24 protein-coding genes are annotated in these 24648 nt (G+C 69.9%); 15 read left to right on the forward strand and 9 right to left on the reverse strand.

Going from position 1 to position 24648, the window contains the following annotated elements:
• The first annotated feature begins 97 nt into the window (after positions 1–97).
• Positions 98–2662 (forward strand): ABC transporter permease, encoded by a 2565-nt coding sequence (locus JRI60_RS12865; RefSeq protein ID WP_204226139.1) that lies wholly within the window; start codon positions 98–100, stop codon positions 2660–2662.
• Between the two features lie 5 nt (positions 2663–2667).
• On the forward strand, positions 2668–3057 hold the full coding sequence (locus tag JRI60_RS12870) for a response regulator (protein WP_204226140.1): 390 nt from the start codon (positions 2668–2670) through the stop codon (positions 3055–3057).
• A 36-nt stretch (positions 3058–3093) separates the two neighbouring features.
• Here JRI60_RS12870 and JRI60_RS12875 read toward each other — a convergent pair whose 3' ends face one another.
• A complete protein-coding gene (locus tag JRI60_RS12875; RefSeq protein ID WP_204226141.1) occupies positions 3094–3420 on the reverse strand; it encodes a PilZ domain-containing protein in 327 nt (108 codons plus the stop codon).
• A 237-nt stretch (positions 3421–3657) separates the two neighbouring features.
• Here JRI60_RS12875 and JRI60_RS12880 point away from each other — a divergent pair, with 237 nt between their 5' ends.
• The 11 genes from JRI60_RS12880 (at position 3658) to sctV (ending at position 12586) form a co-directional block, all read left to right on the forward strand.
• Positions 3658–4134 (forward strand): hypothetical protein, encoded by a 477-nt coding sequence (locus tag JRI60_RS12880; RefSeq protein ID WP_204226142.1) that lies wholly within the window; start codon positions 3658–3660, stop codon positions 4132–4134.
• 9 nt (positions 4135–4143) lie between these two features.
• The gene (locus JRI60_RS12885) at positions 4144–4641 is read left to right on the forward strand and encodes an ATP-dependent helicase HrpB (protein ID WP_204226143.1); all 498 of its coding nucleotides are present in this window, start codon (positions 4144–4146) and stop codon (positions 4639–4641) included.
• A gap of 10 nt (positions 4642–4651) precedes the next feature.
• The gene (locus JRI60_RS12890) at positions 4652–5446 is read left to right on the forward strand and encodes a flagellar M-ring protein FliF (RefSeq protein ID WP_204226144.1); all 795 of its coding nucleotides are present in this window, start codon (positions 4652–4654) and stop codon (positions 5444–5446) included.
• Positions 5447–5465: 19 nt separating this feature from the next.
• On the forward strand, positions 5466–5990 hold the full coding sequence (locus tag JRI60_RS12895; protein WP_204226145.1) for a hypothetical protein: 525 nt from the start codon (positions 5466–5468) through the stop codon (positions 5988–5990).
• A gap of 114 nt (positions 5991–6104) precedes the next feature.
• Positions 6105–7259, forward strand: coding sequence for a FliM/FliN family flagellar motor switch protein (locus JRI60_RS12900; RefSeq protein ID WP_239470483.1), 1155 nt, complete (start codon positions 6105–6107; stop codon positions 7257–7259).
• Positions 7260–7267: 8 nt separating this feature from the next.
• Positions 7268–7672, forward strand: coding sequence for a flagellar biosynthetic protein FliO (locus JRI60_RS12905; protein WP_204226146.1), 405 nt, complete (start codon positions 7268–7270; stop codon positions 7670–7672).
• Complete coding sequence (gene sctR, locus JRI60_RS12910) at positions 7669–8394, forward strand: type III secretion system export apparatus subunit SctR (RefSeq protein ID WP_204226147.1); 726 nt, start codon at positions 7669–7671, stop codon at positions 8392–8394. Before JRI60_RS12905 ends, sctR begins: the two co-directional genes overlap by 4 nt.
• Positions 8395–8398: 4 nt before the next feature.
• Complete coding sequence (locus tag JRI60_RS12915; RefSeq protein ID WP_204226148.1) at positions 8399–8668, forward strand: flagellar biosynthetic protein FliQ; 270 nt, start codon at positions 8399–8401, stop codon at positions 8666–8668.
• Positions 8665–9459, forward strand: coding sequence for an EscT/YscT/HrcT family type III secretion system export apparatus protein (locus JRI60_RS12920; protein ID WP_204226149.1), 795 nt, complete (start codon positions 8665–8667; stop codon positions 9457–9459). The genes JRI60_RS12915 and JRI60_RS12920 overlap by 4 nt, the downstream gene beginning before the upstream one ends.
• Positions 9456–10502, forward strand: coding sequence for an EscU/YscU/HrcU family type III secretion system export apparatus switch protein (locus JRI60_RS12925; RefSeq protein ID WP_204226150.1), 1047 nt, complete (start codon positions 9456–9458; stop codon positions 10500–10502). Before JRI60_RS12920 ends, JRI60_RS12925 begins: the two co-directional genes overlap by 4 nt.
• Positions 10499–12586 (forward strand): type III secretion system export apparatus subunit SctV, encoded by a 2088-nt coding sequence (gene sctV, locus JRI60_RS12930; protein WP_204226151.1) that lies wholly within the window; start codon positions 10499–10501, stop codon positions 12584–12586. Before JRI60_RS12925 ends, sctV begins: the two co-directional genes overlap by 4 nt.
• Positions 12587–12593: 7 nt before the next feature.
• Here sctV and JRI60_RS12935 read toward each other — a convergent pair whose 3' ends face one another.
• The 6 genes from JRI60_RS12935 to ligA all read right to left on the reverse strand — a co-directional run bounded on the left by JRI60_RS12935 (position 12594) and on the right by ligA (position 20595).
• The gene (locus JRI60_RS12935) at positions 12594–12935 is read right to left on the reverse strand and encodes an HU family DNA-binding protein (RefSeq protein WP_204226152.1); all 342 of its coding nucleotides are present in this window, start codon (positions 12933–12935) and stop codon (positions 12594–12596) included.
• 124 nt (positions 12936–13059) lie between these two features.
• Positions 13060–14472, reverse strand: a complete 1413-nt coding sequence (locus JRI60_RS12940) for a YhjD/YihY/BrkB family envelope integrity protein (protein ID WP_204226153.1) — start codon at positions 14470–14472, stop codon at positions 13060–13062.
• 126 nt (positions 14473–14598) lie between these two features.
• Positions 14599–17247, reverse strand: a complete 2649-nt coding sequence (locus tag JRI60_RS12945) for an Rne/Rng family ribonuclease (protein WP_204226154.1) — start codon at positions 17245–17247, stop codon at positions 14599–14601.
• A gap of 581 nt (positions 17248–17828) precedes the next feature.
• Positions 17829–18275, reverse strand: a complete 447-nt coding sequence (locus JRI60_RS12950; RefSeq protein WP_204226155.1) for a DUF3052 family protein — start codon at positions 18273–18275, stop codon at positions 17829–17831.
• Positions 18272–18556 carry an acylphosphatase gene (locus JRI60_RS12955; protein ID WP_204226156.1) on the reverse strand — a complete coding sequence of 95 codons (285 nt, stop codon included), beginning with the start codon at positions 18554–18556 and terminating at the stop codon, positions 18272–18274. The genes JRI60_RS12950 and JRI60_RS12955 overlap by 4 nt, the downstream gene beginning before the upstream one ends.
• A gap of 11 nt (positions 18557–18567) precedes the next feature.
• Positions 18568–20595, reverse strand: a complete 2028-nt coding sequence (ligA, locus tag JRI60_RS12960; RefSeq protein ID WP_204226157.1) for an NAD-dependent DNA ligase LigA — start codon at positions 20593–20595, stop codon at positions 18568–18570.
• A gap of 311 nt (positions 20596–20906) precedes the next feature.
• Between ligA and rho the strand changes: the two genes are divergently transcribed.
• Positions 20907–22532 carry a transcription termination factor Rho gene (rho, locus tag JRI60_RS12965; protein WP_204226158.1) on the forward strand — a complete coding sequence of 542 codons (1626 nt, stop codon included), beginning with the start codon at positions 20907–20909 and terminating at the stop codon, positions 22530–22532.
• Between the two features lie 11 nt (positions 22533–22543).
• A complete protein-coding gene (locus JRI60_RS12970) occupies positions 22544–22858 on the forward strand; it encodes a hypothetical protein (protein WP_204226159.1) in 315 nt (104 codons plus the stop codon).
• A gap of 100 nt (positions 22859–22958) precedes the next feature.
• Here the strand turns inward: JRI60_RS12970 and JRI60_RS12975 are convergent, their stop codons facing one another.
• Both JRI60_RS12975 and JRI60_RS12980 read right to left on the reverse strand, forming a co-directional pair.
• On the reverse strand, positions 22959–24149 hold the full coding sequence (locus JRI60_RS12975; protein ID WP_204226160.1) for an AI-2E family transporter: 1191 nt from the start codon (positions 24147–24149) through the stop codon (positions 22959–22961).
• Between the two features lie 31 nt (positions 24150–24180).
• Positions 24181–24639 carry a hypothetical protein gene (locus tag JRI60_RS12980; RefSeq protein WP_204226161.1) on the reverse strand — a complete coding sequence of 153 codons (459 nt, stop codon included), beginning with the start codon at positions 24637–24639 and terminating at the stop codon, positions 24181–24183.
• Positions 24640–24648 lie beyond the last annotated feature (9 nt).

Below are 24648 nucleotides of genomic sequence, written 5' to 3' on the forward strand. Positions count from 1 at the left end.
CTCCTTCGCTCGGGGAGAAGAGGGCCGGCCCGCCTGCCCTGCATCCGAGCGCCCCATCCCCCCGGGGCAGGCGCGGAGCGGTTAAGGTGCGAGGGACATGTTCGCGTTGCTTCGTCTCGTCTCCCTGCGACACATCCTGGGTGCCCCGTTGCGCACCGGCCTCACGGTGCTGGGCGTGGCCGTGGGCGTGGCCACCATGGTGGGCGTGATGTCCATCAACGGCTCGGTGCTGGAGGCCTTCCGCTCCACGGTGGACGCCATCGCTGGGAAGGCGGACCTCACGGTGGCGGGCGCGCAGGTGGGCTTCGACGAGTCCGTGCTGGAGCGGGTGCGGGCGGTGCCCGGAGTGGCACATGCCTCGGGCTCGATGACGACGATCGCCCCGGTGAAGGGCGCTCCGGGCGAGCGCTTCTATGTCATGGGCGTGGACCTGCTGGATGACGGCCACTTCCGCACCTATGAGGGCGTGGACCGGGAGCTCGGCGCGCTGTCGGACGACCTGGAGTTCCTCAACTCGACGGACCGGATGCTCGTCTCGGAGCGCTTCGCGCGCGAGCGCGGGTTGAAGGTGGGGGACTCCTTCCAGCTCATCACCGGGAGCGGACCGCAGGACTTCGTGGTGCACGCGCTGATCCGCGAGGCGGGGCCGGTGAAGGCCTTCGGCGGCTCGGTGGGGGTGATGGACGTGGCGTCGGCGCAGGCGGCTTTCGGGCGCGAGCGGACGCTGGACCGGATCGACGTGGCGGTGGACCCGGCGGTGGGCGTGGACGCGGTGCAGGCGGCGCTGCGAGCGGCCCTGGGCGGCGCCTTCGAGGTGGAGCGCCCGTCGCGCCGGGGCGGCTCGGTGGCCACCATGGTGCGCAGCTTCCAGATGGGGCTGAACCTGGGCTCCGGGGTGGCGCTGCTGGTGGGCGTGTTCCTCGTCTACAACACCATCGCCATCAGCGTGGTGCAGCGGCGCAGGGAGATTGGAACGCTGCGCGCGCTGGGGGCCACGCGCCTGCGCATCCGCGCGCTCTTCACGCTGGAGTCGCTGCTGCTGGGCGGGGTGGGCACGGTGCTGGGATTGCCGCTGGGCGTGCTCGTGGGACGGATCGCCATCGGCTGGGTGTCCAGCGCCATCTCGAGCCTCTACGTGCAGGTGAACGCGAGGGACGTGACGGTGGGCCCGCTGGAGCTGGGGCTGGGCGTGGCGCTCGGGGTGCTGGGCAGTGGCTTCGCGGCGCTGCGCCCGGCGGTGGTGGCGTCGAGCGTGGTGCCGGTGGAGGCACTGCGCCGGGATGCCGCCCAGGGCGCGGAGGTGGGCGGGGCGCGCTCCCTTACCACGGTGCTCGGGGTGGGGTGCCTGCTGCTCGTCTACCCGGTCTCTCTGCTGCCGCCGCCCCTGGAGAACCTGCCCGTGGGGGGCTACCTCTCGGTCTTCCTCGTGCTGATGGGGACCACGCTGCTGGCCCCGTTGGTGCTGCGCGTGCTGTGGCGCGTGTACCAGCGCCCGGGCGAGGCGTTGCTGGGCGTGAGCGGCCGGCTGGCGGCGGACAACTTCGCGCGCGCACCCGGCCGCACGGCGGTGCCGGTGTCCGCGCTGGCCATCGGCGTGGCCATGTCCGTGTGCCTCTCCGGCTTCGTGGGCTCGTTCCAGGCCTCCTCGCACCGGTGGCTGGAGCAGTCGGTGCCGGCGGATCTCTTCCTCACCTCCGCGGCCCGCACCGCTGGCAGCCGCAACCAGCCCATGGCGCCGGACCTGGCGGAGCCGCTCGCGGCACTGCCCGGCGTGGCCCAGGTGGACCTCGTCCGCGTGCTACCCCATGACGTGCTCGGCCTGCGCGCCTACGTCATCTCCCTCATCCCCGAAATCTACGAGCGGTACGGGCGGCCCGAGCTGCTGGAGGGCCGCCTGCCCACGCGCGAGGAGCGGCTGGCCGGGCGGGTCATCATCTCGGAGAACCTCTCGCGCCGACGCGATCTGCACGTGGGGAACACCTTCGAGATGTCCACGCCCACCGGCGCGCGCACGTACACGGTGGGGGCCGTGGCCGTGGACTACACCTCGGACCAGGGCGTCGTCTTCCTGTCCCGCGAGGTGTACCAAGCGCACTTCCAGGACGACCGGGTGGACACCTTCGAGCTGTACCTGGCGGACCCCTCGCGGCTGGACGAGCTGCGCCGCACCATCACCGAACGGTGGGGGGAGCGCCACCAGCTCTACGTGTTGAGCAACGCCGACCTGCGCGAGGAGGCCACCGCGCTGATCGACGATGCCTTCGCCATCTCCTACGCCATGGAGGCGGTGGCGGTGCTGCTGGCGCTGCTGGGGGTGGTGAACACGCTGCTGGCGGCGGTGCTGGACCGGACCCGGGAGATCGGCCTGCTGAGGGCGGTGGGCGCGGCCCGGTCCCACATCGTCCGACTCTTCGTGGGAGAGGCTGCCTTCATCGGCCTGTCAGGTGGACTCATCGGAGCGCTGGCGGGCCTCTGGATGGGCGTCCTCATCACCCAGGTGATTGGCAATCAGGCCACCGGATGGAGCTTTCCGTACATTTTTCCTGTCCGCCTGGCCGTGACGATGGGGATCGCTTCCTCCCTGTGCGCCATCCTGGCCGGGCTGTATCCTGCGCGCCGTGCCGCCACCCTGAATGTGGTAGAGGCGCTCGCATACGAGTGAGTCCCATGGTCGCCAACCCGCAGAAACCCTTCCACATCCTCCTGGTCGAGGACGAGCCCGTCATCCGGGAGCTCGTGCGTTCCATGCTGAGCGACGGGGCCGTGGAAGTGGTGTGTGCGGCCAATGGCGTCGAGGGCCTGAAGCTGGCCAAGAGCCGTCCCTTCCAGCTGGTGCTGATGGACGTGGTGCTGCCGCAGCTGGACGGCATCTCGGTGTGCCGGATGCTCAAGAGCGATCCGACGACGTCGAAGGTGCCCGTCTACATGCTCACCGCCAAGTCCAAGAAGTCGGACATGGAGAGCGCCACGCTGGCGGGAGCGGACGGCTACATCCAGAAGCCCTTCAAGGGCGCGGAGCTGATGGCGCTGGTGGAGCGGCTGCGCAAGACGGCCTGAGGTGAGGCACCGGGGCGAGGCCCCGTGGAGCCCGGCTCAGGGCAGGCGCGGGTGGAGGTAGCGCGCCAGCAGCAGGAAGTGATCCCAGTCCATGTCCTCGAACTCGAGCGCCACGCCCTGCGCCTCGCGGCGGACGATGGTGCACGTGGCGGGCACGTCCCCGATTCCGGGCAGCGGCAGCGTGAGGGTGAGCCGCCGGGTGGTGTCCGGGGGGTGGCCATGCAGGAACAGGCCGGCCATGGACAGGTCACGCGCCTTGACGAGCACGATGCGCTCGCCGAGGTGCACCTTGACCATCCAGTTGGCCTCCACGCGCGGGTGGTAGCGCGCGGGGGGTTTGGCGGGGGTGGTGGATGGCGTCATGAGGGAGCTCCTCGGGGTGCGACAGGGGACTACGAGTGTGGAGCAGCCCCCGGGGGTCGCAACTTTTCGTCCGGGTCCGGAGCCATCCACCCGACCGTCCACGCGCGTGGATGCGCACTCCGCCGCGTGGAGTGTCGGGGGAGGGGGGCTGACGCCAAGTGCCCGAGATGATTCCGCCCGGCGGTTGGCATGCCGGCTGAAAAGCCCCTGGCGCAACCCAAGCGCAGGAGGCTTCACATGGAGAACGGCAATCGAATTGGCTCGCTGTCCATCACCCCGACGGTGGGGCGGCAGACGCCGCAGAACGACTTCGGCACGGTGTTCGCGCGCACGGCGCAGGAGGTGGTGCGGACGGGCGCCGGAGTGGTGGCGTCGCTGGTGCCCGGGGGCCCGGCGGTGAGCGCGGCGGTGTCGAGCATCAGCAGGGTGGTGTCGACGGCGGCGACGGCCCGGGGTGCCTCGGCGATGCCGCTGCCCGGGGGCGCGGGTGGGGCGGGCAGCGCGACGGGCACGGTGGGCACCTCGGGGCAGGGAGAGCAGTGGGACCTGCTCGCGGCCCAGAAGGAGATGCAGGCCGAGGGGATGAAGATGAACCTGGCCTACATGGACCTGCAGAACGACATGCAGAAGGAGAGCCGTGCGCACAACGCCATCTCCAACATCATGAAGGTCCGCCACGACACCGCGAAAGCGGCCATCAACAACATCCGCTAGGGGCGCGCCATGGCCATCGACAAGGTGGGGGCGATTGGCGGGGCGGGAGCGACGCCCGCGCTGGAGCCCTCGGGGAAGGCGCGGTTCGGCGAGGTGCTGGAGGGAGTGAAGGGCCCGGGGAAGCAGCCCGGGCCCCGGGTCGCCAGCGAGGGGGCTCCGCAACTGGCTCCGGCGGACAAGGCCGAGGCAACGCGCGGGACATGCAAGGTGGAGGGCGTGGGGCGGGCGACGGCGGGGACCTCGGAGGTCCAGGCCGGCGGCCGGGTGGACTCGGTGCAGTCGGCGCGTGCGCAGCAGGCGGTGCAGGTGCTGGACCGGGTGGGCGAGGCGCAGAAGCGGTTGGACCACATCCTGGCGCTGGCCGAGTCGGGCAGGTCGTTCTCGCCGACCGAGCTGCTGGCGCTCCAGGCCCACGTGTACCGGGCGAGCCAGGAGCTCGATCTCGCCGGCAAGGTCGTCGAGAAGGCGACCGGCGGCGTCAAGCAGGTGCTGCAGACCCAGGTGTGAGGAGCTCACCATGTTCATCCGACGCTGTCTTTTCGTCCTGCTCCTGTGCGCCACCGGGTGCGGGGAGCGCATCCAGCACGGCCTGGACGAGCGCCAGGCCAACGAGTTGCAGACGGTGCTCGTCGAGCGGGGGCTCGACGCGCGCAAGGTGCCCGAGGCGGGCAAGAAGCCCACGTGGGCCATCGAGGTGGCCGAGGAGCAGTCCTCGGACGCGGTGCGGATCCTCGCGGAGCTGGGGTTGCCGAGGCCCGCGGCGGAGGAGGGCTGTGACGTCTTCGGCGGAGCGGGGCTGGTGCGCTCTCCGGTGGAGGAGCAGCTCTGCCGGGTGCGGGTGATGGAGCGGGACATGGAGAAGACGCTGCAGACGGTGGAGGGGGTGATCCTCGCGCGCGTGCACCTGGTGGTGCCTCCGCCGCCGAGGCCCGGGCAGCAGCCGGTGCCCGCGAAGGCCTCGGCCATGCTGCGCGTGGCACCCGGCTACGCGGACCAGGTGAAGGGCTCGCGGGAGCTGCTGCGGGCGCTCATCGCCGGAGGGGTGGAGGGGCTCGCCCCCGAGTCGGTGTCGCTCATGGTGGACGAGGTGTCCACGCGGGTGGTGGCGCCCACGCCGAGTGGCTCTCCGCTGATGAGGATGCGGATGCTCCTGGCGGCGCTGTCCGTGTTGGTCACGGGGCTGTCCGTGGGGCTGAGCCTGATGACGCTGCGTCTGCGGCACTACCGGGCCAGGGCGGAAGCGAAGCCCGCCGCGCCGCCGGCACCCGCGCGTCCCGTCGTGGCGCCCGGGCCCGCTCGCAAGGTGGCGTGAGCCCGCTGGAGGATGAGCCATGGAGGCGACGCGTATCACCCGGAGCCCTCGGCCCGGTGCGAAGGCGCCGGGAGACCAGCGGACGGTGGTGGTCCGGGCTCCCGTGAAGCCACCGCCCGGACATCCGAAGAGGCCGCCGGGTTCGGAACCCGTGAGGACCCCACCTCCGGTCTCATTGCCCCTGGAGCGGATTGCCCTGGTGGCCCTGGTGTTCGGGCGGGAGCGGGCGGCGGTGCTGCTGGAGGGCTTGACGGAGCCCGAGGCGTCACGGGCGAAGGTCTATTTGGCCGGGTTCGCCGCGCTCTCCTCCGCGAGGAGGCAGGCGCGGGTGGCGGTGGAGTTCGGTGTTCGGCCCGATGCCGCGGCGCGGCTGAGGGCGCTGATGGAGGAAGCGCCAGAAGTGCTGCGGCGGGAGATCTTCCGGAGGTTGCCGCCCTATCACCGCAGCCTCTTTCCGGAGCGCGAGGTGGAACCGCCCGGCGCGGCGGCCACCCCGGCGGTGTGTGCGCTGGCCGAGCGGTTGATCCGCGAAGCCACGCGTTGAGACCCGCCGTCCCGACCCGGGACGCCCCTTGACATCCAACCCCTCGATTTCACGTGCGCGGCCGCTGGCATCGGCCGTGAACAGGAGGGGCTCGTCCGAAGCACGGAGCGAACCATGCGGAATCTTGTTGGAGAGGGCACCCAGTCCACGACGTTGAAGCCGATGCGGCTGCGCCGGCTCGGTACGCGCCGGCTGTCCCGCGCCCACGTGACGTTGAACGAGCGGCCCGAGGCGGTCCGGCTGGCGAGGAAGGCGCTCGAGGGGGTGTGCGAGTCGCTTGGCCAGGAGCTGGGCTGTCCCGTCCGGGTCGAGGCGCGGTTGTTGGAGGCGGTGGTGACGCCAGCGACGGGGTTGGCGCACACGGCGGCCTTCGCCCTGGTGGACCTGTCGGCCACGGGAGGAACGGCGGTGCTGGAGCTGGAGCCGCCGGTGCTCTTCGCGGCGCTGGAGCGCCTGGCGGGGGCGGAGACGAGTTCCGGGCCCATCACGGGCCTGACGCGTCTGGAGGAGGCGTCCTTCGCCTTCCTGGGGTTGTCGGCGCTGTGCGCGTTGCGTGAGCAGCGGGAGCTGCAGCGGCGGTTCGGTCCGCGCCTCACGGGGGTGACGATGAATCGCACGGAGGCGCTGGCGCGCCTCGATGCCCGGCAGCGCCACCTGGGAGTGGAGCTGACGGTGACGGTGGGTCGGACGACCGCGGGAGGGCGGCTGGTGCTCCCCGCGGTGGTGCTCGAGGGCGCGTTGAAGGAACTGCCGATGGAGCGTGACGCGGAGCTCGCGCCCGAGGTGCGAGCGGCCCGTCTGGGCGCGCGCTGTCTCGTGGGCCGTACGTCGCTGCCGCGCGAGGCGCTGGAGTCGCTTGGACAGGGGGACGTCGTCCTTCTCGAGGGACTGCGCCAGGCGGGCACGCACCTGCTGGGTCCCGGGCGGCTGGTCCTGCGCGGCTTCGAGCTGATGGGGGACTTCACCCCCGAGGGTTTCTCACTGAATCGCGCGCATGGGCGCGCACTACTCCAGGAGTCGGACATGGCGGACGTGAACGAGCGGAGCGAGGGAATGCCCCCGCTGCCGGTGGATGTGGAGATCGAGCTGACGCGGCTGCTGTTGCCGATCTCCGAGCTGGCGGGGCTCAAGCCGGGCGCGCTGTTGCCGCTGCGCATCAACGCGAGCGAGCCGGTGCTGCTGCGAGTGGGGGACCGGGTGGTGGCGAGGGCGGAGCTGGTGGACATCGATGGAGAGGTGGGGGCGCGCATCCTCACCCTCATGCCGTGAGTGCTCCCATGAAGACCCTGTTCGACTCCGCGTCTCCGCGGACCAAGATGCTCCTGGCGGCCGGGCTTCTCCTGGGTCTGGCGGCGCTCGCCCCGTTGGGAGGGATGTCGGCGACCTCGGTGGCCCGGGGGCTGCTGGGGGCCATGGCCCTGGTGGGGCTTGGCTGGTGGCTCCTGCACCGTGGCCGGACCGAGTCCCGCTTCGCGCTCTCCGAGCCCATGCGGGTGGTGTCCCGGACGGGGTTGTCCCAGCGCTGTGGACTGGCGCTGGTGGAGGTGGAGGGGTGCCGCTACCTCGTGGCCTACGGGGACTCCTTCGCGGAGATCCGCCGCACGCGTGCTCCCGTGCGCGTGAAGGCCCGGTCGCGCCGGAGCGCGGTGGCTCTCATTCGGGAGAAGGAGACCCTGTCATGAGCCGCACGTTGCTCGTGGTGGGAGTCCTCGCTCCCGGGCTGGCCCTGGCGGCGGAGCCGTCGCTCTCGCGGATGTCCTTCGCCGGCAGCCCGGTGTCGATGATGGGGATGCTGGCGTTGATGTCGCTGCTGCCCTTCGCGGTGCTGATGCTGACCAGCTTCTCGAAGATCGCCGTGGTGCTGTCGCTGGCGCGCTCGGCGATGGGAACGCAGCAGGCGCCGCCGACCATCGTCCTCACGGGGCTCGCCGCGGTGCTGACGGGTCACATCATGGCGCCGGTGATGGAGCGCATGTACGACGTGGGGCAGGCCGTCTACCAGGACGTCGGCACCGGTGCGCAGATGATCAGCGCCGCGGGCAAGGTGACCGAGCCGCTGCGCACTTTCCTGGTGAAGCATGGCAGCGCGGAGGAGCGGGCGCGCTTCCTGGACCTGGCGCGCGAGCTGCGGCCGCCAGAGGAGGCCGACCAGGTCCACGAAGAGGACCTCTTCGTGGTCATCCCGGCTTTCGTCATCACCGAGCTGAAGGAGGCCTTCCAGATCGGCTTCCTCGTCTTCCTCCCGTTCCTGGTGCTGGACATGGTCGTGGCCAATGTCCTGCTCGCGCTCGGGATGCAGTCGCTGTCACCGAGCCAAGTGAGCCTGCCCTTCAAGATCCTCCTCTTCGTCGCCGTGGATGGATGGTCGCTGCTCGCGCGCGGCCTCATCCTCGGTTACCGGTGATGCCATGACCCAGGACGTTCTGCTCTCGCTGGGCCGCGAGGCGCTGCTCTTGATGGTCCTCGCCTCGCTGCCGCCCGTCGGGGCCAGCCTGGTGGTCGGTTTCCTGATGAGTCTCTTCCAGGCCACCACGCAGTTGCAGGAGAGCACCCTCACGGTGGTGCCCAAGCTGTGCGCGGCGGTGCTGGCGCTGGTGGTGGCCGGGCCATGGATTGCCGGCCAGCTCACCCTCTTCGCGCAGCAGGTGCTGCGGGTCATCGCGGAGGTGGGCGGATGAACCTCGAGCTCCTTCACGCCCGGCTGGACCTGCTGGGCCCGAGCGTGGTCGCGGTGGCCTTGTGCTCCGCGCGTCTGCTGCCGGTGGCCTTCCTGTGTCCGCTGTTGGGAGGACAGGCGGCTCCGACGACGGTGAAGCTCGCCTTGGTGCTGAGCCTCGCGCTCTTCCTGCACCATGTGGCGGGAGTGGCCCTGCCCGCGCCAGTGGAGACGCCGCTGCAACTGGCCGCCCTGGCGATGAAGGAGCTCACCTACGGCACGTCCGTGGGTCTGGTGGCGGCGCTGCCCTTCGACGCGGCGCGGATGGGCGGGCGCTTCATCGACCTCTTCCGGGGCACGTCGGCGGAGGCGAGCCTGCCGGTGGCGGGGACGCGCGAGTCGGCCACGGGAGATGCGCTCTACCAGCTCCTCGTCGGACTGGTGGTGACGGGGGGATTCATGCCCGTCGTCGTCTCGGGGCTGGTGCGGGGCTTCGGGTGGGTGCGGCTTGGTACGTACGTGCCCACCGAGGCGGCGGTGATGCACGTGGTGGGGCTGGCTGGGGGGGCGATGGCCACGGGGCTCGCGGTGGGAGCTCCCATCGCCGCGGCGGTGATGGCGGTGGACTGCCTGCTGGGAATGGTGTCGCGCGCCGCGCCCCAGGTGAATCTCCAGGACGTGGGCGCGCCGCTGCGCATCCTCGCGGGAGGGGCGTTGCTGTGGCTCGGACTGGGCATCCTCTGTGAGCGCTTGCTGGCGAGCTTTCTCTCGGTGGACGCCGCGCTGCTCTGGCTCGGGGAGGTGGCGCGGTGAGCGAGAAGACGGAACAACCCTCGGCGAAGCGTCTGCGCGATGCACGCCGCAAGGGACAGATTCCGCGCAGTCGGCTCCTGTCCTCCAGTGTGGTGACCTTCGGAGGGCTGCTCGGCCTGAGCATGTCGGCGCCCATGGGGTTCGCGCGGCTGAAGGAGTGGACGGCCCGGCTGATGCTGCACCAGGAGCCCTCGGGGGCGTGGCAGGAGGCGGGTTGGGTGATGGTGCTCCTGTCTGGGCCCGTGCTCGGCGGGGCGCTGATGGCGTCTCTCGGGGTGTCCGTGGCCACGGTGGGCTTCGAGCTGAACGCGGAGCACGTGATGCCGAAGCTCGAGCGCATCAATCCAGCGGAGGGCTTGAAGAAGCTCTTCAGCGTGAAACCCTTCATCGAGGTGGGCAAGGCCCTGCTCGTGGCGGCGGTGGTGGTGTGGCTCGTCTGGAGCGCGGCCGTGGATGCGGGACCGGACGTGCTCCGCACGGCCTGGCTGGAGGGAACGCGGGGGCTGGAGATCGCCCTGGGCCTGCTCGGGCCGCTCGTCATCCGGCTCGCGTGCATCCTCGTGGTGCTGGGCGTGGGGGACTACGCGCTCGCGCGGCGGCGTCACGTGAAGGACCTGATGATGACGCGCGAGGAGGTGAAGCGGGAGCACAAGGAGAGCGAGGGCGACCCGCACCACAAGAACCAGCGCAAGGCGTTGCACCGTCAGTTGGCCGCGGGAGGCGCGGCACGCGGGGTGCAAAAGGCCAGCGTCGTGGTCGTCAACCCTACGCACATCGCAGTCGCGCTTCGCTACGCCACGGAGGAGTGTGAGGCGCCCTATCTCGTCGCCAAGGGGCGCGAGCAGGACGCTTTCAGGCTGAGGCGCGAGGCCGAACGGCTCGGAATCCCGGTGGTTCGGGACGTGCCGCTGGCCCGCAGCCTCATCCACTACGACATCGGGGAGGAACTCCCCGAGGAACTGTACCAGGCCGCCGCGGCGGTCCTCCGGGTGGCGCAGGAGTCGCAGGACGTGGACGACCGTCCACGGAGGCAGACGTCATGAACCAGTTGGTGAAGCTTCTCATGAGGGCTCGCAAGTCCTCGGACGTGGTACTGGCCGTGGCGATGGCCGCGGTGTTGGGTGCGCTCATCATCCCGTTGCCGCCCTGGCTGCTGGACATGGGGCTGGCCATCAACCTGGCGGCGGCGGTGGCGTTGCTGGTGGCGGCGCTCTATGCCCGGGACGCGCTGAAGGTGACGTCCTTCCCGACGCTGCTGCTGTTCACCACGTTGTTCCGGCTCGCGCTCAACGTGTCGTCCACGCGGCTGGCGCTCGCGGAGGGACACGCGGGAGAGATCATCCAGGCCTTCGGTGAGTTCGTGGTGCGGGGGGACTACGTCGTCGGCGCGGTCATCTTCGCCATCCTCACGCTGGTGCAGTTCCTCGTGGTGGCCAAGGGGGCCGAGCGCGTGGCGGAGGTCTCCGCGCGCTTCACCCTGGACGCGATGCCGGGCAAGCAGATGTCCATCGACGCGGACCTGCGCGCGGGGGCCATCGATCAAGCGCAGGCCCGTCGGCGGCGGCGCGACCTGGAGCGCGAGTCCCAGATGTTCGGCGCCATGGATGGCGCGATGAAGTTCGTGAAGGGAGACGTCATCGCGGGCCTGGTCATCGTCGCGGTGAACCTCTTGGGTGGCATCTGCATCGGCATCCTGCAGAATGGGATGACGCTGGCCGAGGCGGCCTCCACCTACGCACTCATCGCCATCGGTGATGGACTGGTGTCGCAGATTCCCTCGCTGTGCATCGCGGTGGCGGCGGGCCTCGTCGTCACGCGCGTGGCCTCGGAGAAGGAGGAGGACTCGCTCGGCTCGGAGATCGGCTCGCAGCTCTTTGGCGAGGCCAAGGCGCTCTGGGTGGTGGCCGCGCTCTGCGTGGCGCTCGCCGCGATGCCGGGCATGCCGCACCTGACGTTCCTCGGGCTGGGAGCGGCCCTGGGAGGCCTCGCGCATGCCCTCAAGAGCATGAAGGCCGCCGTGACGGAGGAGGAAGCCGCCGCGGCCCGTGTCGAGGGCAAGCCCGAGGCAGGTGCGGCGGCCCAGGGGGGAGCGGGTGCGCCTCCGGAGAGCGCGGTGGCGCCGGTGGGGGTGGCTCCGTTGACGGTGGATCTCGCGCCGGACCTCACCCCGATGGCGCAGGAGCAGGGCGGTGCGTTCGTGCACCAGGTGCTCAATCGGGTGCGAGACGAGGTCTTCTACGAGCTCGGCGTGCGAGTGCCGGGCATCCGGGTGCGGACCGAGGCCGCGTATCTCCCCGCGGGGACCTACCGCATCCTGGTGGATGAGGTGCCCGCCGGAATGGGACAGGTCGTCCCTGGATCGCTCTACGCGGTGGCGCAGCCGGAGGAACTGGCCTTCCTGGAGCTGAAGGCGGAGCCCGCGGTGGACCCTTCCTCCGGCAAGCCCATCAGTCGTGTGCCGGCGGACGGGCGCGCGCGTCTGGAGATGGCGCAGGTTCCGGTTCGGAGCGCCGGGGAGCTCATCGCCGAGCACCTGCGGAGCATCGTCCGTGGCCGCGCGGCGGGGCTCCTGGGCATCCAGGAGGTGCAGGGGCTGCTGGATGGGCTCGAGGCGCAGGCTCCCACGCTGGTGAAGGAGGCGCTCCAGAAGGTCCCGCTGCCGCTGCTCACCGAGGTGCTGCGCAAGCTGGTGGAGGAGCAGGTGAGCATCCGGAACATGCGCGCCATTCTCGAGGCGCTGGTGGCTCCCACCACCGAGGGGGATGCCACGGCCCTGGCCGAGCGCTGCCGCCAGGCGCTGTACCGCTACCTCAGCCACAAGTTCGCCCCGTCAGGGCCGCTCTTCGCCTACCTCGTGGATCCGGAGATCGAGGAGACCCTGCGGGCTGCCGGACCGCGCGGACCGGCACCCTCGCCGGAGCGGGTGGCGGAGATTCTGGAGGGGGTGAAGCGCATCGCCTCGGGCGGGCAGACCGTGCTGCTCACCGCGCCGGATGTCCGGCGCACCCTGCGCAAGCTGTGCGAGGGCGCCTTCCCGGACATCGCGGTGCTCACCTACGGCGAGCTGGACATGAACCTGCAGATTCGCCCGCTGGGACGGCTGTCACCCGCCGCCCTGGGGCGCTGAGCGGAGGCTAGTAGCTGGTGCCGCTGCCGCTCTTGGGGTCGAACGAGATGTCGGACTGCGGGGTCTGCGGGGCCGGGCGGTTGACCCGGTCGCGCAGCTCCTTGCCCGTGCGGAAGAGCAGGCCGCGCTTGGGCTTCACGGGGATGATCTGCCCCGTTTTGGGGTTACGGCCCTGGTAGCCCTGGTAGTTCTTCACGTGGAAGGCGCCCAGCCCGCGGATCTCGATGTTCTCTCCGCGGCAGAGGGCTTCCTTCATGGACTCGAAGATAGTCTCGACCGTCGCCTCGGCCTGCTTCTGGGTCATCCCCTTCTTGGAGACGAGGACGTTGATCAGATCGGACTTCAGCATCGCATGCTCCCGCAAACCGCGTAACCCCTCGGAAACAGGGCGCATGGCCCGTGGTCGAATCCCGGAAAGATAACAGAACGAATCCCGCGTGCAAGCCACGAGGCCCGCCAACCTCCCAGAAACGTTACGGATTTCCGCTTCCCGTCGCCGCCACGGCCTGCTCCGGGGGGGCGGCCGTCGCCACCTCCGCGAGCCCGGGGCGCACCAGGATGGCCAGGTCCAGCCACCGGGTCCGGCGCAGCACGTCCAGGCCGGCCCTGTCCGACTCTCCGAAGAAGGCCTCCAGGGGCTCGAAGCCCGGAGCGCGCGGGGTGTTCCAGGCCTGGGGCTCGACGGGGTTGTAGACGCCGTGGACGGCGAGCGTCAGGTCGGCCAGGGTGAGCTCCGCCGGGGGTCGGGCCGGCAGGATGCCTCCCTTCCGCTGACGCTCGAGGAGTCCCGCCCGCTCCATGTCGTCCACCACCTCGTGGACGAGGGACTCGGCGACCCGGAGGCGGAGGGCCAGGTCCCGGGGCAGGGGCGGTGTTCCTCCGTCGAACCACACCAGCGTGGCTTCCTGGGCCACCCGGGCGGCCACCAGCTCCCGGGCCCGGGGATGGGTGCCAAAGGCCCACAGCGAGTCCCGGTAGGTGGCGTGCTCCACCGCGTACGAGACGCGTCCGCCGGTGAGGATGAGGAGCCAGTCCACGTACAGCCACGCGAGGAACATGGGCAGGGCACCCAGCGAGGCGTAGAGCGGGTTGTGGCGGAAGCTGTACGCGGCCGCCCCCGTGTACACATGCCGCGCCACCCACCAGGCCAGGCCCGCCACCAGCCCGCCCGCAAGCGCCGACCGGAAGCGCAGGTGGGTGTTGGGCGTCACGTAGTAGAGCACGGTGAGCCCGATGACTCCCGTGAGGGGCGACAGGGGCCCGAAGAGCTGTTCGGAGAGGCGCAGGAAGACCGGAGCATGGGTCTCCTGCAGGAAGGAGCGCACCTCGCCCGTTCCCGCGAACGAGATGGCCAGCAGCAGCGGCCCCAGCAGCAGCAGCCCCGCGTAGATGAGCGCGCGCAGCAGCCACGGGCGGTTGTTCTTCACGCCCCAGATTTCATTCAGCGACTCGTCGATGTTGTGCAGCAGCGAGCCCGCCGAGAAGAGCAGTCCGAGGAATCCCGCGCTCCCGATGGCCGTCGTGTGACCCGGTTGCAGGAAGCGCTGGAGAAAGGCCGCTGACTCCTCGCGCACTCCGGGGGCCAGCACCGCGAAGATGATCTCCCGGAGGCGCTGCTGGACGGCCTGCTGGTGGTAGGCCCCCATCAGTGCCACCACCACCGTCAGCAGCGGCACCAGGGAGAAGACGCTGATGTAGGTGAGCGCCGCCGCGCGCAGGCGGATGTTCTCGCCCAGGAAGCCCCGCGCCAGGGAGCGCACCGCCAGCAGCGTGTCCAGGGCGAAGCGCCCCGTGCGGGTCCTCGCCACGGGCTCCCAGGTGCGGCGGGCCCACTGGAACGCGCTGGCGCGCAGTCGCTGCACGGAGAGTGGGGAGAAGGACCGCATCCGGTGGCGTCAGGGTAGCCAATGCCGGGACGGCACGGCAGGGGGGGAGGGTGCTCGAGATCCAATCAGTTGGGTCCGGTACCCTCACCCCGTCCCTCTCCCGGAGGGAGAGGGGAGAGTGGGATCTCAGGTGTTACTGCCCGACCCGTTGCCGTTCCCGTTTCCGGACGGCGTCGAGGGCGTGCTGGCCGCGGCCGGCTGCTCTCCGCCGGACTGCTGGGCCTGGGTCTGCTGCCCCCCGCGTCCCTCCCGCTGCTCGGACCGACGCTGCTGCTCGCCCCGGTTGCGGTCACGGTCGCGGTTGCCGCCACCCCGGTCGCGGTCACGGTCGCGGTTGCCGCCACCCCGGTCGCGGTCACGGTCGCGGTTGCCGCCACCCCGGTCGCGGTCACGGTCGCGGTTGCCGCCACCCCGGTCGCCACGCTCACGGTCACGGTCGCGGCCACCACCGCCCTCGCGGAAGCCACGCTCGCCACCGCCACTCTCGGGCCGGCGCTGCATCGACAGCTCGCCATCTCCCGAGCCCGGTGACGAGGCCACCTTGTGGTCCCCTCCCTGCGCGCTGCGGCCGTAGATGTCGTACTGCTCGCGGTGGTAGTTCTGCTGCGCCTTCACCTGGATGGACTTGTTGTAGCGGTCCATCAGGTGCCGCAGCTCCTGCCGCTCCTCGCCCTGGAGCAGCCGCGCCACCTCGGCGTTGCAGTTGATGACCAGCGTGGGGTCCTTGTAGCCCGGCGCCTCGCGGCGGATCTCCCCGAAGATTTCGTAGGCCACCGTGGTCGCCGTCTTCACGAAGCCCTTGCCGTCGCAGTACGGGCAGTCCTCGTGCAGCACCCGGCCGATGGACTCGCGCACGCGCTTGCGCGTCATCTCCACCAGGCCCAGCTCGGAGATGCGCAGCACGTTCGTCTTCGCCTTGTCCCGGCCCAGCGCCTCCTGCAGCGACTTGAAGACCTTGTCCCGGTTCTGCGGCTTCTCCATGTCGATGAAGTCGCAGATGATGATGCCGCCGATGTTGCGCAGCCGCAGCTGGTAGACGATCTCCTTGGCCGCCTCGACGTTGATCTTGGTGATCGTCTCCTCGAGGCTCTTCTTGCCGACGTAGCGGCCCGAGTTGACGTCGATGGCGGTGAGCGCCTCGGCCTGGTCGATGATGAGGTAGCCGCCGCTCTTGAGCCACACCTTGCGCTGCGTGGCGCGCTGCAGCTCGTGCTCGATCCCGTAGGCGTCGAAGATGGGCTCTTCCGACTCGTGCAGCACCACCCGGTCCTTGAGCGCCGGGTCCTGCGCGTTCACGAAGCCCAGGATGCGCTCGTACTCCTCGCGGTCATCGACGACGAGCTTCTCCACGTCGTGGGCGAAGAGGTCGCGCGTGGCGCGCAGGATGAGGTCCAGGTCCGGGTGCAGCAGGCCGCCGCCGCCGCGCTTCTCGTTGCGGCGCACCACCTGGTTCCACACCTCGATGAGGAAGCGGATGTCGCTCTCGAGCTTCTCCTGCGGCACGTTCTCCGCCACCGTGCGCACGATGAAGCCCGTCCCGGGTGGGCGCAGCCGGTCGACGATCTCCCGCAGGCGCTTGCGCTCCTTCTCGTTGGAGATGCGGCGGCTGATGCCCACGTGGTCCACCGTGGGCATGAACACCAGGTGGCGGCCCGGGATGGAGATGTGCGAGGTGAGGCGCGCGCCCTTGGTGCCGATGGGATCCTTGGAGATCTGGACCACGACCTCCTGGCCCACCTTCAGCAACTCCTCGATCTTCGCCGTCTTGCGCGGCTTGGACTTCTCCTCGTCGCGCTTGCGCTGCTGCTCCTCGCGCTGCTTGCGGCCCTTGTCCTTCTCCCGATCCTTCTCGCGCTCGCGGTCCTTGTCCTTCTGCTCGCGGCGGGCCTCGCGGGCCTCACGGGCGGCCTCGCGGTTCTCGCGAGGGGCGCGGCGCTCACCGGCCGTCTCGGAACGCTGCTGCGGAGCGGCCTGCGCCGGAGCGGGGGCGGCCACGGCACCCGGCTCGTTCTCGGTGACGAGGGCCGGCTCGGGCGGCAGCGCCAGGGCCACCGAGCCGTCGGTGGTGGGCAGACCAGAGGGGGTCTCGGGGGCCGCCTGGGCCGCCACGCTCACGGGCGCGGACTCCACCGGAGCCGTCGTGACCGCGGACAGGCTCACCGGCTCGGGCGGGGCCCCGACGGACACGGGCTCGGCCGACCCGGTCGCCGTGGCGGCGATGGGGGCGGGCTGCTCGGCGGGGGGCTGCGGCGCCTCGGTATGGGACGCGGGCTCCTCGACGCGGGGCGCGGGCTGCGGCTCGGCGTGACGCTCCGGCTCCTCGGCACGCTCCGCGGGCTGCTCGGCGCGTACCTCGGGAGGGGCCGCCACGGGGTCGGGCATCTCGCCACCACCCTTGGCGGCATGCTCGTGCACCTCGGCTTCCACTTCGGCGCCGGCCTCGTGAGCGGCCTCGGCGGCCACGGCCTCGGACTCCTCCGGCACGTCCGGAGCGTCCTCGTCGTGCTCGCCCTCGGTCAGCTCGAACTGGGCGCGCGCGAAGTCCGGGTCGTAGACGACGTCACTGACGTAGAGGAAGGCCGCCTTCTCGAGTCCGATGTCCACGAAGGCCGCCTGCATGCCCGGGAGTACCCGGACGACACGGCCCTTGTAGATGTTACCGACGATTCCCTTGTCCTTCTTACGCTCGAGGTAGAACTCCGCGATGTGACCGCTCTCGACGAGGGCCACGCGGGTCTCCCGGCCCGCCGCGTTGATGACGAGGATGCTGCTCATTGACCAGTCCTGGGCGCGCGCGCGGATGCGTGAGCTCCGGCGGACGGGAGGCGACGGCGTCTCCCGCTTCCGAGCGCGCTGCGAGGGGAGAGGCGGGCCCGGCTCCTCCGCGCGCGTGGACGGAGGACGGCCCGGGTGTCCGGGAGCCGGCTGTGTCCGCGCGGGTGGGGGTTGAGGGGACCACGACCTGCTCCTCCGAGTTCATGTCGCCCCGCATTCTCCGGCACCCTGCCAGGCGGGGACTCACTTCCCAATCGAGCGCTCCGAGGGCCCCTGGCGCTCGTGCCGCCCCGCCTCTTCCTTCCTCACCCGGTCGGTGCCCATCCGCGGGCGCCTTGGGGGGGCGATAGAAGCTCGGTGCAGCCGGCGCGCCCTGGTGTCCCGGGAACGCACCCGTCTCAAAAATCAAGATTCCATGGACCCCAAACGCCCCGCCCCTGGCGGAACGTCCCAAGGTCCGAAAACACCAAAAGGTTTTCACGCCTGATACGACCTGTAAAGGCGAGACATGGAAAATGTCGGCCGGTCGGCAGCTCGGGAACTCCTCCGGACGGAGGGCAGGGGCCCGGGCTCGGGGGGGGTCAGGCCTGGGCGGTCGGCATCCGCTTGCGGTTCTCCGGCTTGTCCAGCCGGCCCCGAGGGCGGCGGACCAGGCGCAGGCCAGTCCAGGTGCTGTCGATGAGGCACAGCTTGTTGTCCACCATGCCGATGTCGAGCGCGGCCTGTCGGATGAAGTCCTCGGAGAGGGACGTCTTGATGCCCTCGCCGCTGGGCCAGCACACCCAGATGCCGCCGGTGAGGGCCATGGCGCGCGACAGGGCGGGCAGGCGCTGGACGAGCTCGTGCGCGTCCTGGGTGAAGAAGAGGATGACGTCCAGGCCCGTCTGGGCGGTGATGAGGAACTCCACGCCATCGGGAAGGGGGTTGAGCCGCTGGACGAAGCCCCGGGGCGGATTGATGACCGAGACCTTGCTGCCCGCCTTGATGCCGAGCATGGCTGGCAGAGAAGCCATCGCGTAGGGGTTCATGAGCTGCGCTCCACGGTGAAGGTGCTGAACTCCCCGCGCGCCTCCGAATCGGCGCGCTCCACGTCCGTCACCCGGGCCTGGGGCGGACCCCGATGACACCAGGTGACGAATGCCTCGAGGGCCTCGGGCGCTCCCTCGACCACTGCCTCGACCGACCCGTCCGAGAGGTTGCGCACCCAACCCGTCAGCCCGAGACGCACGGCCTCGGTGCGGGCGCTCTCCCTGTAGAACACCCCTTGCACCTTTCCTCGAATGCGGAGGCTTGCTCGCCGCCTGTCCATGGTGCCGGCCCCTACCCTCTGGCGTCCGTCTGAAGCAGCTGCAGGAACGCCTGCTCGTCCAGGATTCTTAGCCCGAGTTCCTGGGCCTTCTTCAGCTTGCTGCCAGCTTCCTCACCCGCCACCACAATGTCAGTCTTGCGCGAGACACTTCCAGACACCTTACCGCCCCGGCGCTCGATTTCCTCCTTGGCCTGCTCGCGGCTCATGCCGTTGAGGCCGCCGGTGAGCACCACCGTCTTGCCGGCGAAGGTGCCCGTCTTGACGACGCGGGGCGCGGCGGGGGTGACTCCGGCCTCGAGCAGGGCGTTGATGGCGTCGCGGTTCTGCGGCTCGCGGAAGAAGGCGTGGAGGACCTGGGCCATGGTGGGGCCCACGTCCTTGACGCGGGTGATGTCCTCCAGGCTGGCGTCGTAGAGCTCCCTCACGTTGGGGAAGGACTCGGCGAGCGTCTTGGCGGTGGCCTCGCCCACGTGGCGGATGCCGAGCGCGTAGAGGAAGCGGGGCTGGGTGGTCTGCTTGGAGCGCTCGATGTTGGCCAGCAGGTTGTCGGCGCTCTTCTCGCCCATGCGCTCCAGCTCCAGGAGCCGGCCCTTGGTGAGGTGGTAGAGGTCCGCGAACGTCTTCACCAGCCCCTTCTCCACGAGCTGTCCGGCGAGCTTCTCGCCCAGGCCGTCGATGTCCATGGCGGTGCGCGAGGCGAAGTGGCGCACCTTCTCCACCATCTGCGCGGGGCAGGTGGCGCCGGTGCAGCGGATGATGGTGCCCTCATCGTCCCGTACGGCCGCCGCGTGGCAGACGGGGCACTCGCGGGGGAACTCGAAGGGCTGGGCGCCCTCGGGCCGCTTGGACTCCACCACCTTCACAATCTCGGGGATGACGTCACCGGCGCGGCGGATGAAGACGGTGTCGCCCTTGCGCACGTCCTTGCGGCGCAGCTCGTCCTCGTTGTGCAGGGTGGCGCGGCTGACGGTGACGCCTCCCACCTTCACCGGCTTGAGGTGCGCCACCGGCGTGAGCGCGCCCGTGCGGCCCACGTACACCTGGATGTCCTCGACGAGCGTGGCCTCCTCCTCGGGGGGGAACTTGTAGGCCACGGCCCAGCGGGGGCTCTTGGAGATCTGCCCCAGGCGCTGGCGCAGGTCCTCCTCGTCCACCTTCACCACCATGCCGTCCACCTCGAAGGGCAGGGCATGGCGGCCCTCGACGGACTTGCCGTACTGCTCGCGCACCCCCTCCACGCTCTCCACGCGCACGTACCGGTTCACCGGCAGCCCGAGCGACTTGAGGTACTCGAGCTTCTCCGTGTGCGAGCGGAAGGCGGGCACGCCCTCGCCGGGCACGCACTCGTACAGGTAGAGGGAGAGCGGGCGCGTGGCGGTGATGCGCGGATCCAACTGCCGCAGGCTGCCGGCGGCGGCGTTGCGGGGGTTGGCGAAGAGCGGCTCGCCCTCCTGCTCCCGCGAGTCGTTGAGCTTCTTGAAGTCCTTCTTGGAGATGAAGACCTCGCCGCGCACCTCGAGGCCCCCGGGCACCTTCACCCCGTCCTGGGGCAGCAGCTCCATGGGAAGGCTGCGGATGGTGCGCAGGTTGGCGCTGACGTCCTCGCCCTCGGTGCCGTCGCCGCGGGTGGCGCCCCGGACGAAGCGCCCGTGCTCGTAGTGCAGGGTGACGGCCAGGCCGTCGAGCTTGGGCTCGCACACGTAGGCGACCTGCGCCAGCCCCGTCTGGCGGCGGATCCGCTCGTCGAAATCGGAAAGCTCTTCGTGGTTGAAGACGTTGGCCAACGAGAGCATCGGAGCGCGGTGGACCACCTTCTCGAACTTCTCGGCCGGGGCACCCCCCACCCGTTGGGTCGGCGAGTCCGGGGTGATGAGGTCGGGGTGGCGGGCCTCCAACTCCTGCAGCTCCCGTATCAGCCGGTCATATTCCGCGTCGCTGACCTCCGGAGAATCGAGCACGTAGTAGCGGTGGTTGTGGTGGGCGAGCTCGCGGCGGAGCTGCTCGGCTCGGGTGGCGTCGGCGGTCTTCGAGGAGTTCACGGATGAAGGCTCGGCGGATGAACTGAAATAATTCGAGGCGTCGGCTGCCTGACTGGGCAGGAAGCGAGGATGCCTTGACAGCTCCGGAGGTGGTCAATAACCTCTTGCAGCGGCTCATGAGGGTTGTTGTCACACCTCAGGCGCCATCTCTTCCCTGTACATGGTTCCACCACCCGTGAGGTCCCGGCAAGAAGGGATCCAGGGTGACCCGCCGAGGGCGTTTCGCGCTTCGCGTACCTCACGGACATCTTTCACGACATTCCCGTGCGCGCCCCACATGCCAGGGCGCCCGCCCGTAGCCCCCCAAGCACATGGCCAAAGCCCGTTCCCCCAAAGAGAAGGTCCTGGACACCGCAGTCATCGAGGCCGAAGAAGAGAAGCCCAAGCGTCGCACGACGCGGGCCAAGGCCGCGGACCGGGACGACACCGAAAAGCCCTCGCGCCGCCGGACGGCCGCCCGTCGAGAGGAGGACACCGAGCCCGAGGCTCCCTCGGAGTCCGTCTCCGAGACGCCGCGCCCGGTGCTGACGCCGATTCCCTCCCACCCTGTGAGAGACGAGGAGTACCAGGAGGTCCGCGCCCACGCGACGCACGAGGAGCCCGCCGCGCAGCCGGCGGCCCCCGAGCCGGCCGAGGCGCCCGTGGTCACCGAGGTGACGCGCGACGGCGCTCCCATGCAGGTCATCAAGCTCAATGACCTGAAGCGGATGAAGATCACCGACCTGGCGAAGATGGCCCACGACTTCAACATCGAGGGTTATCAGGGTCTCAAAAAGCAGGATCTCATCTTCGCGCTGCTGTCGGGCATCGCGGACAAGAAGTTCGAGGTGCACGCGGAAGGCGTGATGGAGCTGCTGAGCGACGGCTTCGGCTTCCTGCGCAGCTCGGACAGCGACTACCAGCCGAGCCCGGACGACATCTACGTGTCGCCGTCGCAGGTGCGCCGCTTCAACCTGCGGCCGGGCGACACGGTGACGGGGCCCATCCGCCAGCCGCGCGAGGGCGAGCGCTTCTTCGCGCTGCAGAAGGTGGACAAGGTCAACTTCGCCGACCCGCTGTCCGAGGCGGCGCGCGAGCGCATCCTCTTCGACAACCTCACGCCGCTCTACCCCACGCGCAAGCTGAAGCTGGAGCACGAGGGGTCGGAGATGACGACGCGCATCATCGACCTGTTCTGCCCCATCGGCCTGGGCCAGCGCTGCCTCATCGTGGCGCCGCCGAAGGCCGGTAAGACGGTGCTGCTGCAGAACATCGCGCACGCCATCTCGAAGAACCACCCGGACGTCTACCTCATCGTGCTGCTCGTGGACGAGCGCCCCGAGGAAGTGACGGACATGGAGCGCAACGTGCGCGGCGAGGTGGTGAGCTCCACCTTCGACGAGCCCGCCACGCGCCACGTGCAGGTGGCGGAGATGGTCATCGACAAGGCCAAGCGCCTGGTCGAGCAGAAGTACGACGTGTGCATCCTCCTGGACTCCATCACCCGTCTGGCGCGCGCCTACAACACGGTGGTGCCGGCCTCGGGCAAGATTCTCTCCGGTGGTGTGGACGCCAACGCGCTGCACAAGCCCAAGCGCTTCTTCGGCGCCGCGCGCAACATCGAGGAGGGCGGCAGCCTCACCATCATCGGCACCGCGCTCATCGACACCGGCAGCCGCATGGACGAGGTCATCTTCGAGGAGTTCAAGGGCACCGGTAACTCGGAGATCGTCCTGGACCGCAAGCTGATGGAGAAGCGCATCTTCCCGACGCTGGACATCAACAAGTCCGGTACGCGTAAGGAGGAGCTGCTGCTGAGCCCGTCGGACCTCATCCGCACCACGGCGCTTCGTCAGGTACTGCACCCGTTCACGCCGATCGACGCGATGGAATTCGTGCTCAAGCATATGCGTCCGACCGCTTCGAACGCCGAATTCCTCGGCTCGATGAACCGGTAAGGAGTCGACATATGCACCGCACCCGCTCTGTTCCACTCGCCGCCCTCGTGTTGGGAGCGGTGCTCGGATGGGCCGCCGGGTGCGGCCCGGTGGAGGGGGACTTCGGTGTTGCTCCGGAGCCCCTGTCCAACCGCGTCTGCTACAACGACTCGGACTGCACGGGGAACGCGTGCTGTGGCGAGGGGACGAACCCCACCCACGTGCAGGACGGGCCGAACTGCTCCAACGTGCGGTGCAGTGGGACGTGCCCGGTGAACGGAATCGAGTGCGGGCGCTGCCTCGTCATCTGCCGGGACTCGCGCTGCGAGGCGGCCTGCAGCGGGTGAGTCCGCATCGTTTCCTACTCTTCCCGAACGTGGGCCCCGGGTCAGACCCTCTCCCCTTGGGAGAGGGGACACACACGGATGCAACCCGTGTGGCTCAGGACTACTTGGACGTCTCGACCTTCTCGAGCTGCACCTCGGCCAGGGTGGGCTGGGCCTTGAGGCGGGCGTAATCGAAGCAGGCCACCACCAGGGAGGCCACGGGCACCGCGAAGAGCGCGCCCACCAGTCCGAACATCTTCTCCCCGGCGATCAGGCTGAAGGCCACGATGACCGGGTGGATGCGCGCCGCCGAGCCCATGATCTTCGGGTTGAGGAAGTACGCCTCCAGCGCGTGAATCCCGATGATCCACAGCAGGATGGCGAACCCCTTCTGGAAGCCGTCCGCCAGCGCGATGAGCACGATGGGCACCGAGCTGAGGATCGTCCCGAAGATGGGGATGAGGCTGAAGACCGTGGCCACCGTGGCCAGCAGGAAGGCGAACTTCACGCCGAACAGCAGCAGCCCCACGAAGGTGAGCACGCCATTGACCAGGCAGATGGTCACCTGTCCGCGCACCACACCGGACAGCGAGCGATCGATGCGCTCCAGCAGCAGCTTCGCGTCGGTGCCGTACTCGGCCGGCACGAGGCTGAGGAAGTAGCGGACGATGGCCTGCGCATCGATGGAGAAGAACGCCGCCACCATCAGGATGAAGAACATCATGAACACGCCGGCCACCACCGACGTGATGATGTTGCGCGACACGGTGACGATGTCGCCCAGGTGCTCGCGCGTCAGGGCCGTCAGGCTCGCGGCCACGTCCTGGATGACCTGCTCCAGGTTCAGTGAGAAGCCGGTGGAGGGCACGCCGGTGCGGATGTCCTCGGGCGTGGCGATGGCCACGGGAATCCCATTGGCGCGCAGCCAGTCCTCGGCGCGGTCGGCGAGCACGTGGACGCGCTCGGGGGTGAGCGAGTTGATGAAGGCCACTCCATCCCGGCTGATGCGGGCCAGCTCGCGGTAGAGCTGCGGCACCATGGCGATGAAGAAGAGGTACAACGCCAGGAAGAAGAGCGCGTAGATGAGCAGGATGCCCACCCAGCGCGGGATGTAGTGCCCACGTACCTTCACCTGGGTGATGCGTGTCACCAGCGGGTGCACCAGGTACGCGATGAGGGCGGCGCTCGCGAAGGGCAGCAGCACCGAGTGGAAGAGCGCCAGGATGAGGGCGACGGTCAGCCACAGCCCCGCGAGGATGTAGAGGCGCTTGCGGCGTTCCGCTGGAACGTTGAGCTCGTGAGGCTGCAGCATGCGCGGCTTATCGCAGAGGGACCGTCCGGGCTCAAGCGGAGGGCGTCTGAACCAGCCGCAGGCGAGCCTCCAGGCGGTCGAGGCACTGCTGCATGAGCCGGCGGTTCACCCGGCCCTCCGTGGCCTCTCCCAGGCCGAGCATCTGGTCGACGATCCACCGGTTCAGGAAGAGCAGGGTGAGACGGTCCGTCGGAGCCAGCCCCCGCGCCAGGTAGCGCTTGTTGCGCATGTAGTCGTCGTAGGCCTCGTGCTCCCGGGCCAGCTCCCAGCGCGACAGCCGCAGGGCCTCCTCGTAGACGGCCGGGGCGGGGCGCGGGGGCGGCTCGGTGAAGAGGGACGCGAACTGGCCGCCCACCTCCAGATCGATTTCCTGCACCGGCGGCGGCCACTGCCCCAGGTCCTTCGCGAGCAGCTTCGCCACCTCCTCCAGCAGGTGGTCGATGAGGGGGATGGGCTTCGTCTCGAAGAGGTAGTCCCAGCGCGAGGCCATGCCTCTACC

The sequence above is a fragment of the Archangium violaceum genome (assembly GCF_016887565.1).
Classification (GTDB): Bacteria; Myxococcota; Myxococcia; order Myxococcales; family Myxococcaceae; genus Archangium; species Archangium violaceum_B.

Excerpts from the sequence above, each read along its gene's own strand:
- JRI60_RS12865 (WP_204226139.1), top strand. The coding sequence starts at position 98 with ATGTTCGCGTTGCTTCGTCTCGTCTCCCTGCGACACATCCTGGGTGCC.
- JRI60_RS12870 (WP_204226140.1), top strand. The coding sequence starts at position 2,668 with ATGGTCGCCAACCCGCAGAAACCCTTCCACATCCTCCTGGTCGAGGAC.
- JRI60_RS12875 (WP_204226141.1), bottom strand. The coding sequence starts at position 3,420 with ATGACGCCATCCACCACCCCCGCCAAACCCCCCGCGCGCTACCACCCG.
- JRI60_RS12880 (WP_204226142.1), top strand. The coding sequence starts at position 3,658 with ATGGAGAACGGCAATCGAATTGGCTCGCTGTCCATCACCCCGACGGTG.
- JRI60_RS12885 (WP_204226143.1), top strand. The coding sequence starts at position 4,144 with ATGGCCATCGACAAGGTGGGGGCGATTGGCGGGGCGGGAGCGACGCCC.
- JRI60_RS12890 (WP_204226144.1), top strand. The coding sequence starts at position 4,652 with ATGTTCATCCGACGCTGTCTTTTCGTCCTGCTCCTGTGCGCCACCGGG.
- JRI60_RS12895 (WP_204226145.1), top strand. The coding sequence starts at position 5,466 with ATGGAGGCGACGCGTATCACCCGGAGCCCTCGGCCCGGTGCGAAGGCG.
- JRI60_RS12900 (WP_239470483.1), top strand. The coding sequence starts at position 6,105 with ATGCGGAATCTTGTTGGAGAGGGCACCCAGTCCACGACGTTGAAGCCG.
- JRI60_RS12905 (WP_204226146.1), top strand. The coding sequence starts at position 7,268 with ATGAAGACCCTGTTCGACTCCGCGTCTCCGCGGACCAAGATGCTCCTG.
- sctR (WP_204226147.1), top strand. The coding sequence starts at position 7,669 with ATGAGCCGCACGTTGCTCGTGGTGGGAGTCCTCGCTCCCGGGCTGGCC.
- JRI60_RS12915 (WP_204226148.1), top strand. The coding sequence starts at position 8,399 with ATGACCCAGGACGTTCTGCTCTCGCTGGGCCGCGAGGCGCTGCTCTTG.
- JRI60_RS12920 (WP_204226149.1), top strand. The coding sequence starts at position 8,665 with ATGAACCTCGAGCTCCTTCACGCCCGGCTGGACCTGCTGGGCCCGAGC.
- sctV (WP_204226151.1), top strand. The coding sequence starts at position 10,499 with ATGAACCAGTTGGTGAAGCTTCTCATGAGGGCTCGCAAGTCCTCGGAC.
- JRI60_RS12935 (WP_204226152.1), bottom strand. The coding sequence starts at position 12,935 with ATGCTGAAGTCCGATCTGATCAACGTCCTCGTCTCCAAGAAGGGGATG.
- JRI60_RS12940 (WP_204226153.1), bottom strand. The coding sequence starts at position 14,472 with ATGCGGTCCTTCTCCCCACTCTCCGTGCAGCGACTGCGCGCCAGCGCG.
- JRI60_RS12945 (WP_204226154.1), bottom strand. The coding sequence starts at position 17,247 with ATGAGCAGCATCCTCGTCATCAACGCGGCGGGCCGGGAGACCCGCGTG.
- JRI60_RS12950 (WP_204226155.1), bottom strand. The coding sequence starts at position 18,275 with ATGAACCCCTACGCGATGGCTTCTCTGCCAGCCATGCTCGGCATCAAG.
- JRI60_RS12955 (WP_204226156.1), bottom strand. The coding sequence starts at position 18,556 with ATGGACAGGCGGCGAGCAAGCCTCCGCATTCGAGGAAAGGTGCAAGGG.
- rho (WP_204226158.1), top strand. The coding sequence starts at position 20,907 with ATGGCCAAAGCCCGTTCCCCCAAAGAGAAGGTCCTGGACACCGCAGTC.
- JRI60_RS12970 (WP_204226159.1), top strand. The coding sequence starts at position 22,544 with ATGCACCGCACCCGCTCTGTTCCACTCGCCGCCCTCGTGTTGGGAGCG.
- JRI60_RS12975 (WP_204226160.1), bottom strand. The coding sequence starts at position 24,149 with ATGCTGCAGCCTCACGAGCTCAACGTTCCAGCGGAACGCCGCAAGCGC.
- JRI60_RS12980 (WP_204226161.1), bottom strand. The coding sequence starts at position 24,639 with ATGGCCTCGCGCTGGGACTACCTCTTCGAGACGAAGCCCATCCCCCTC.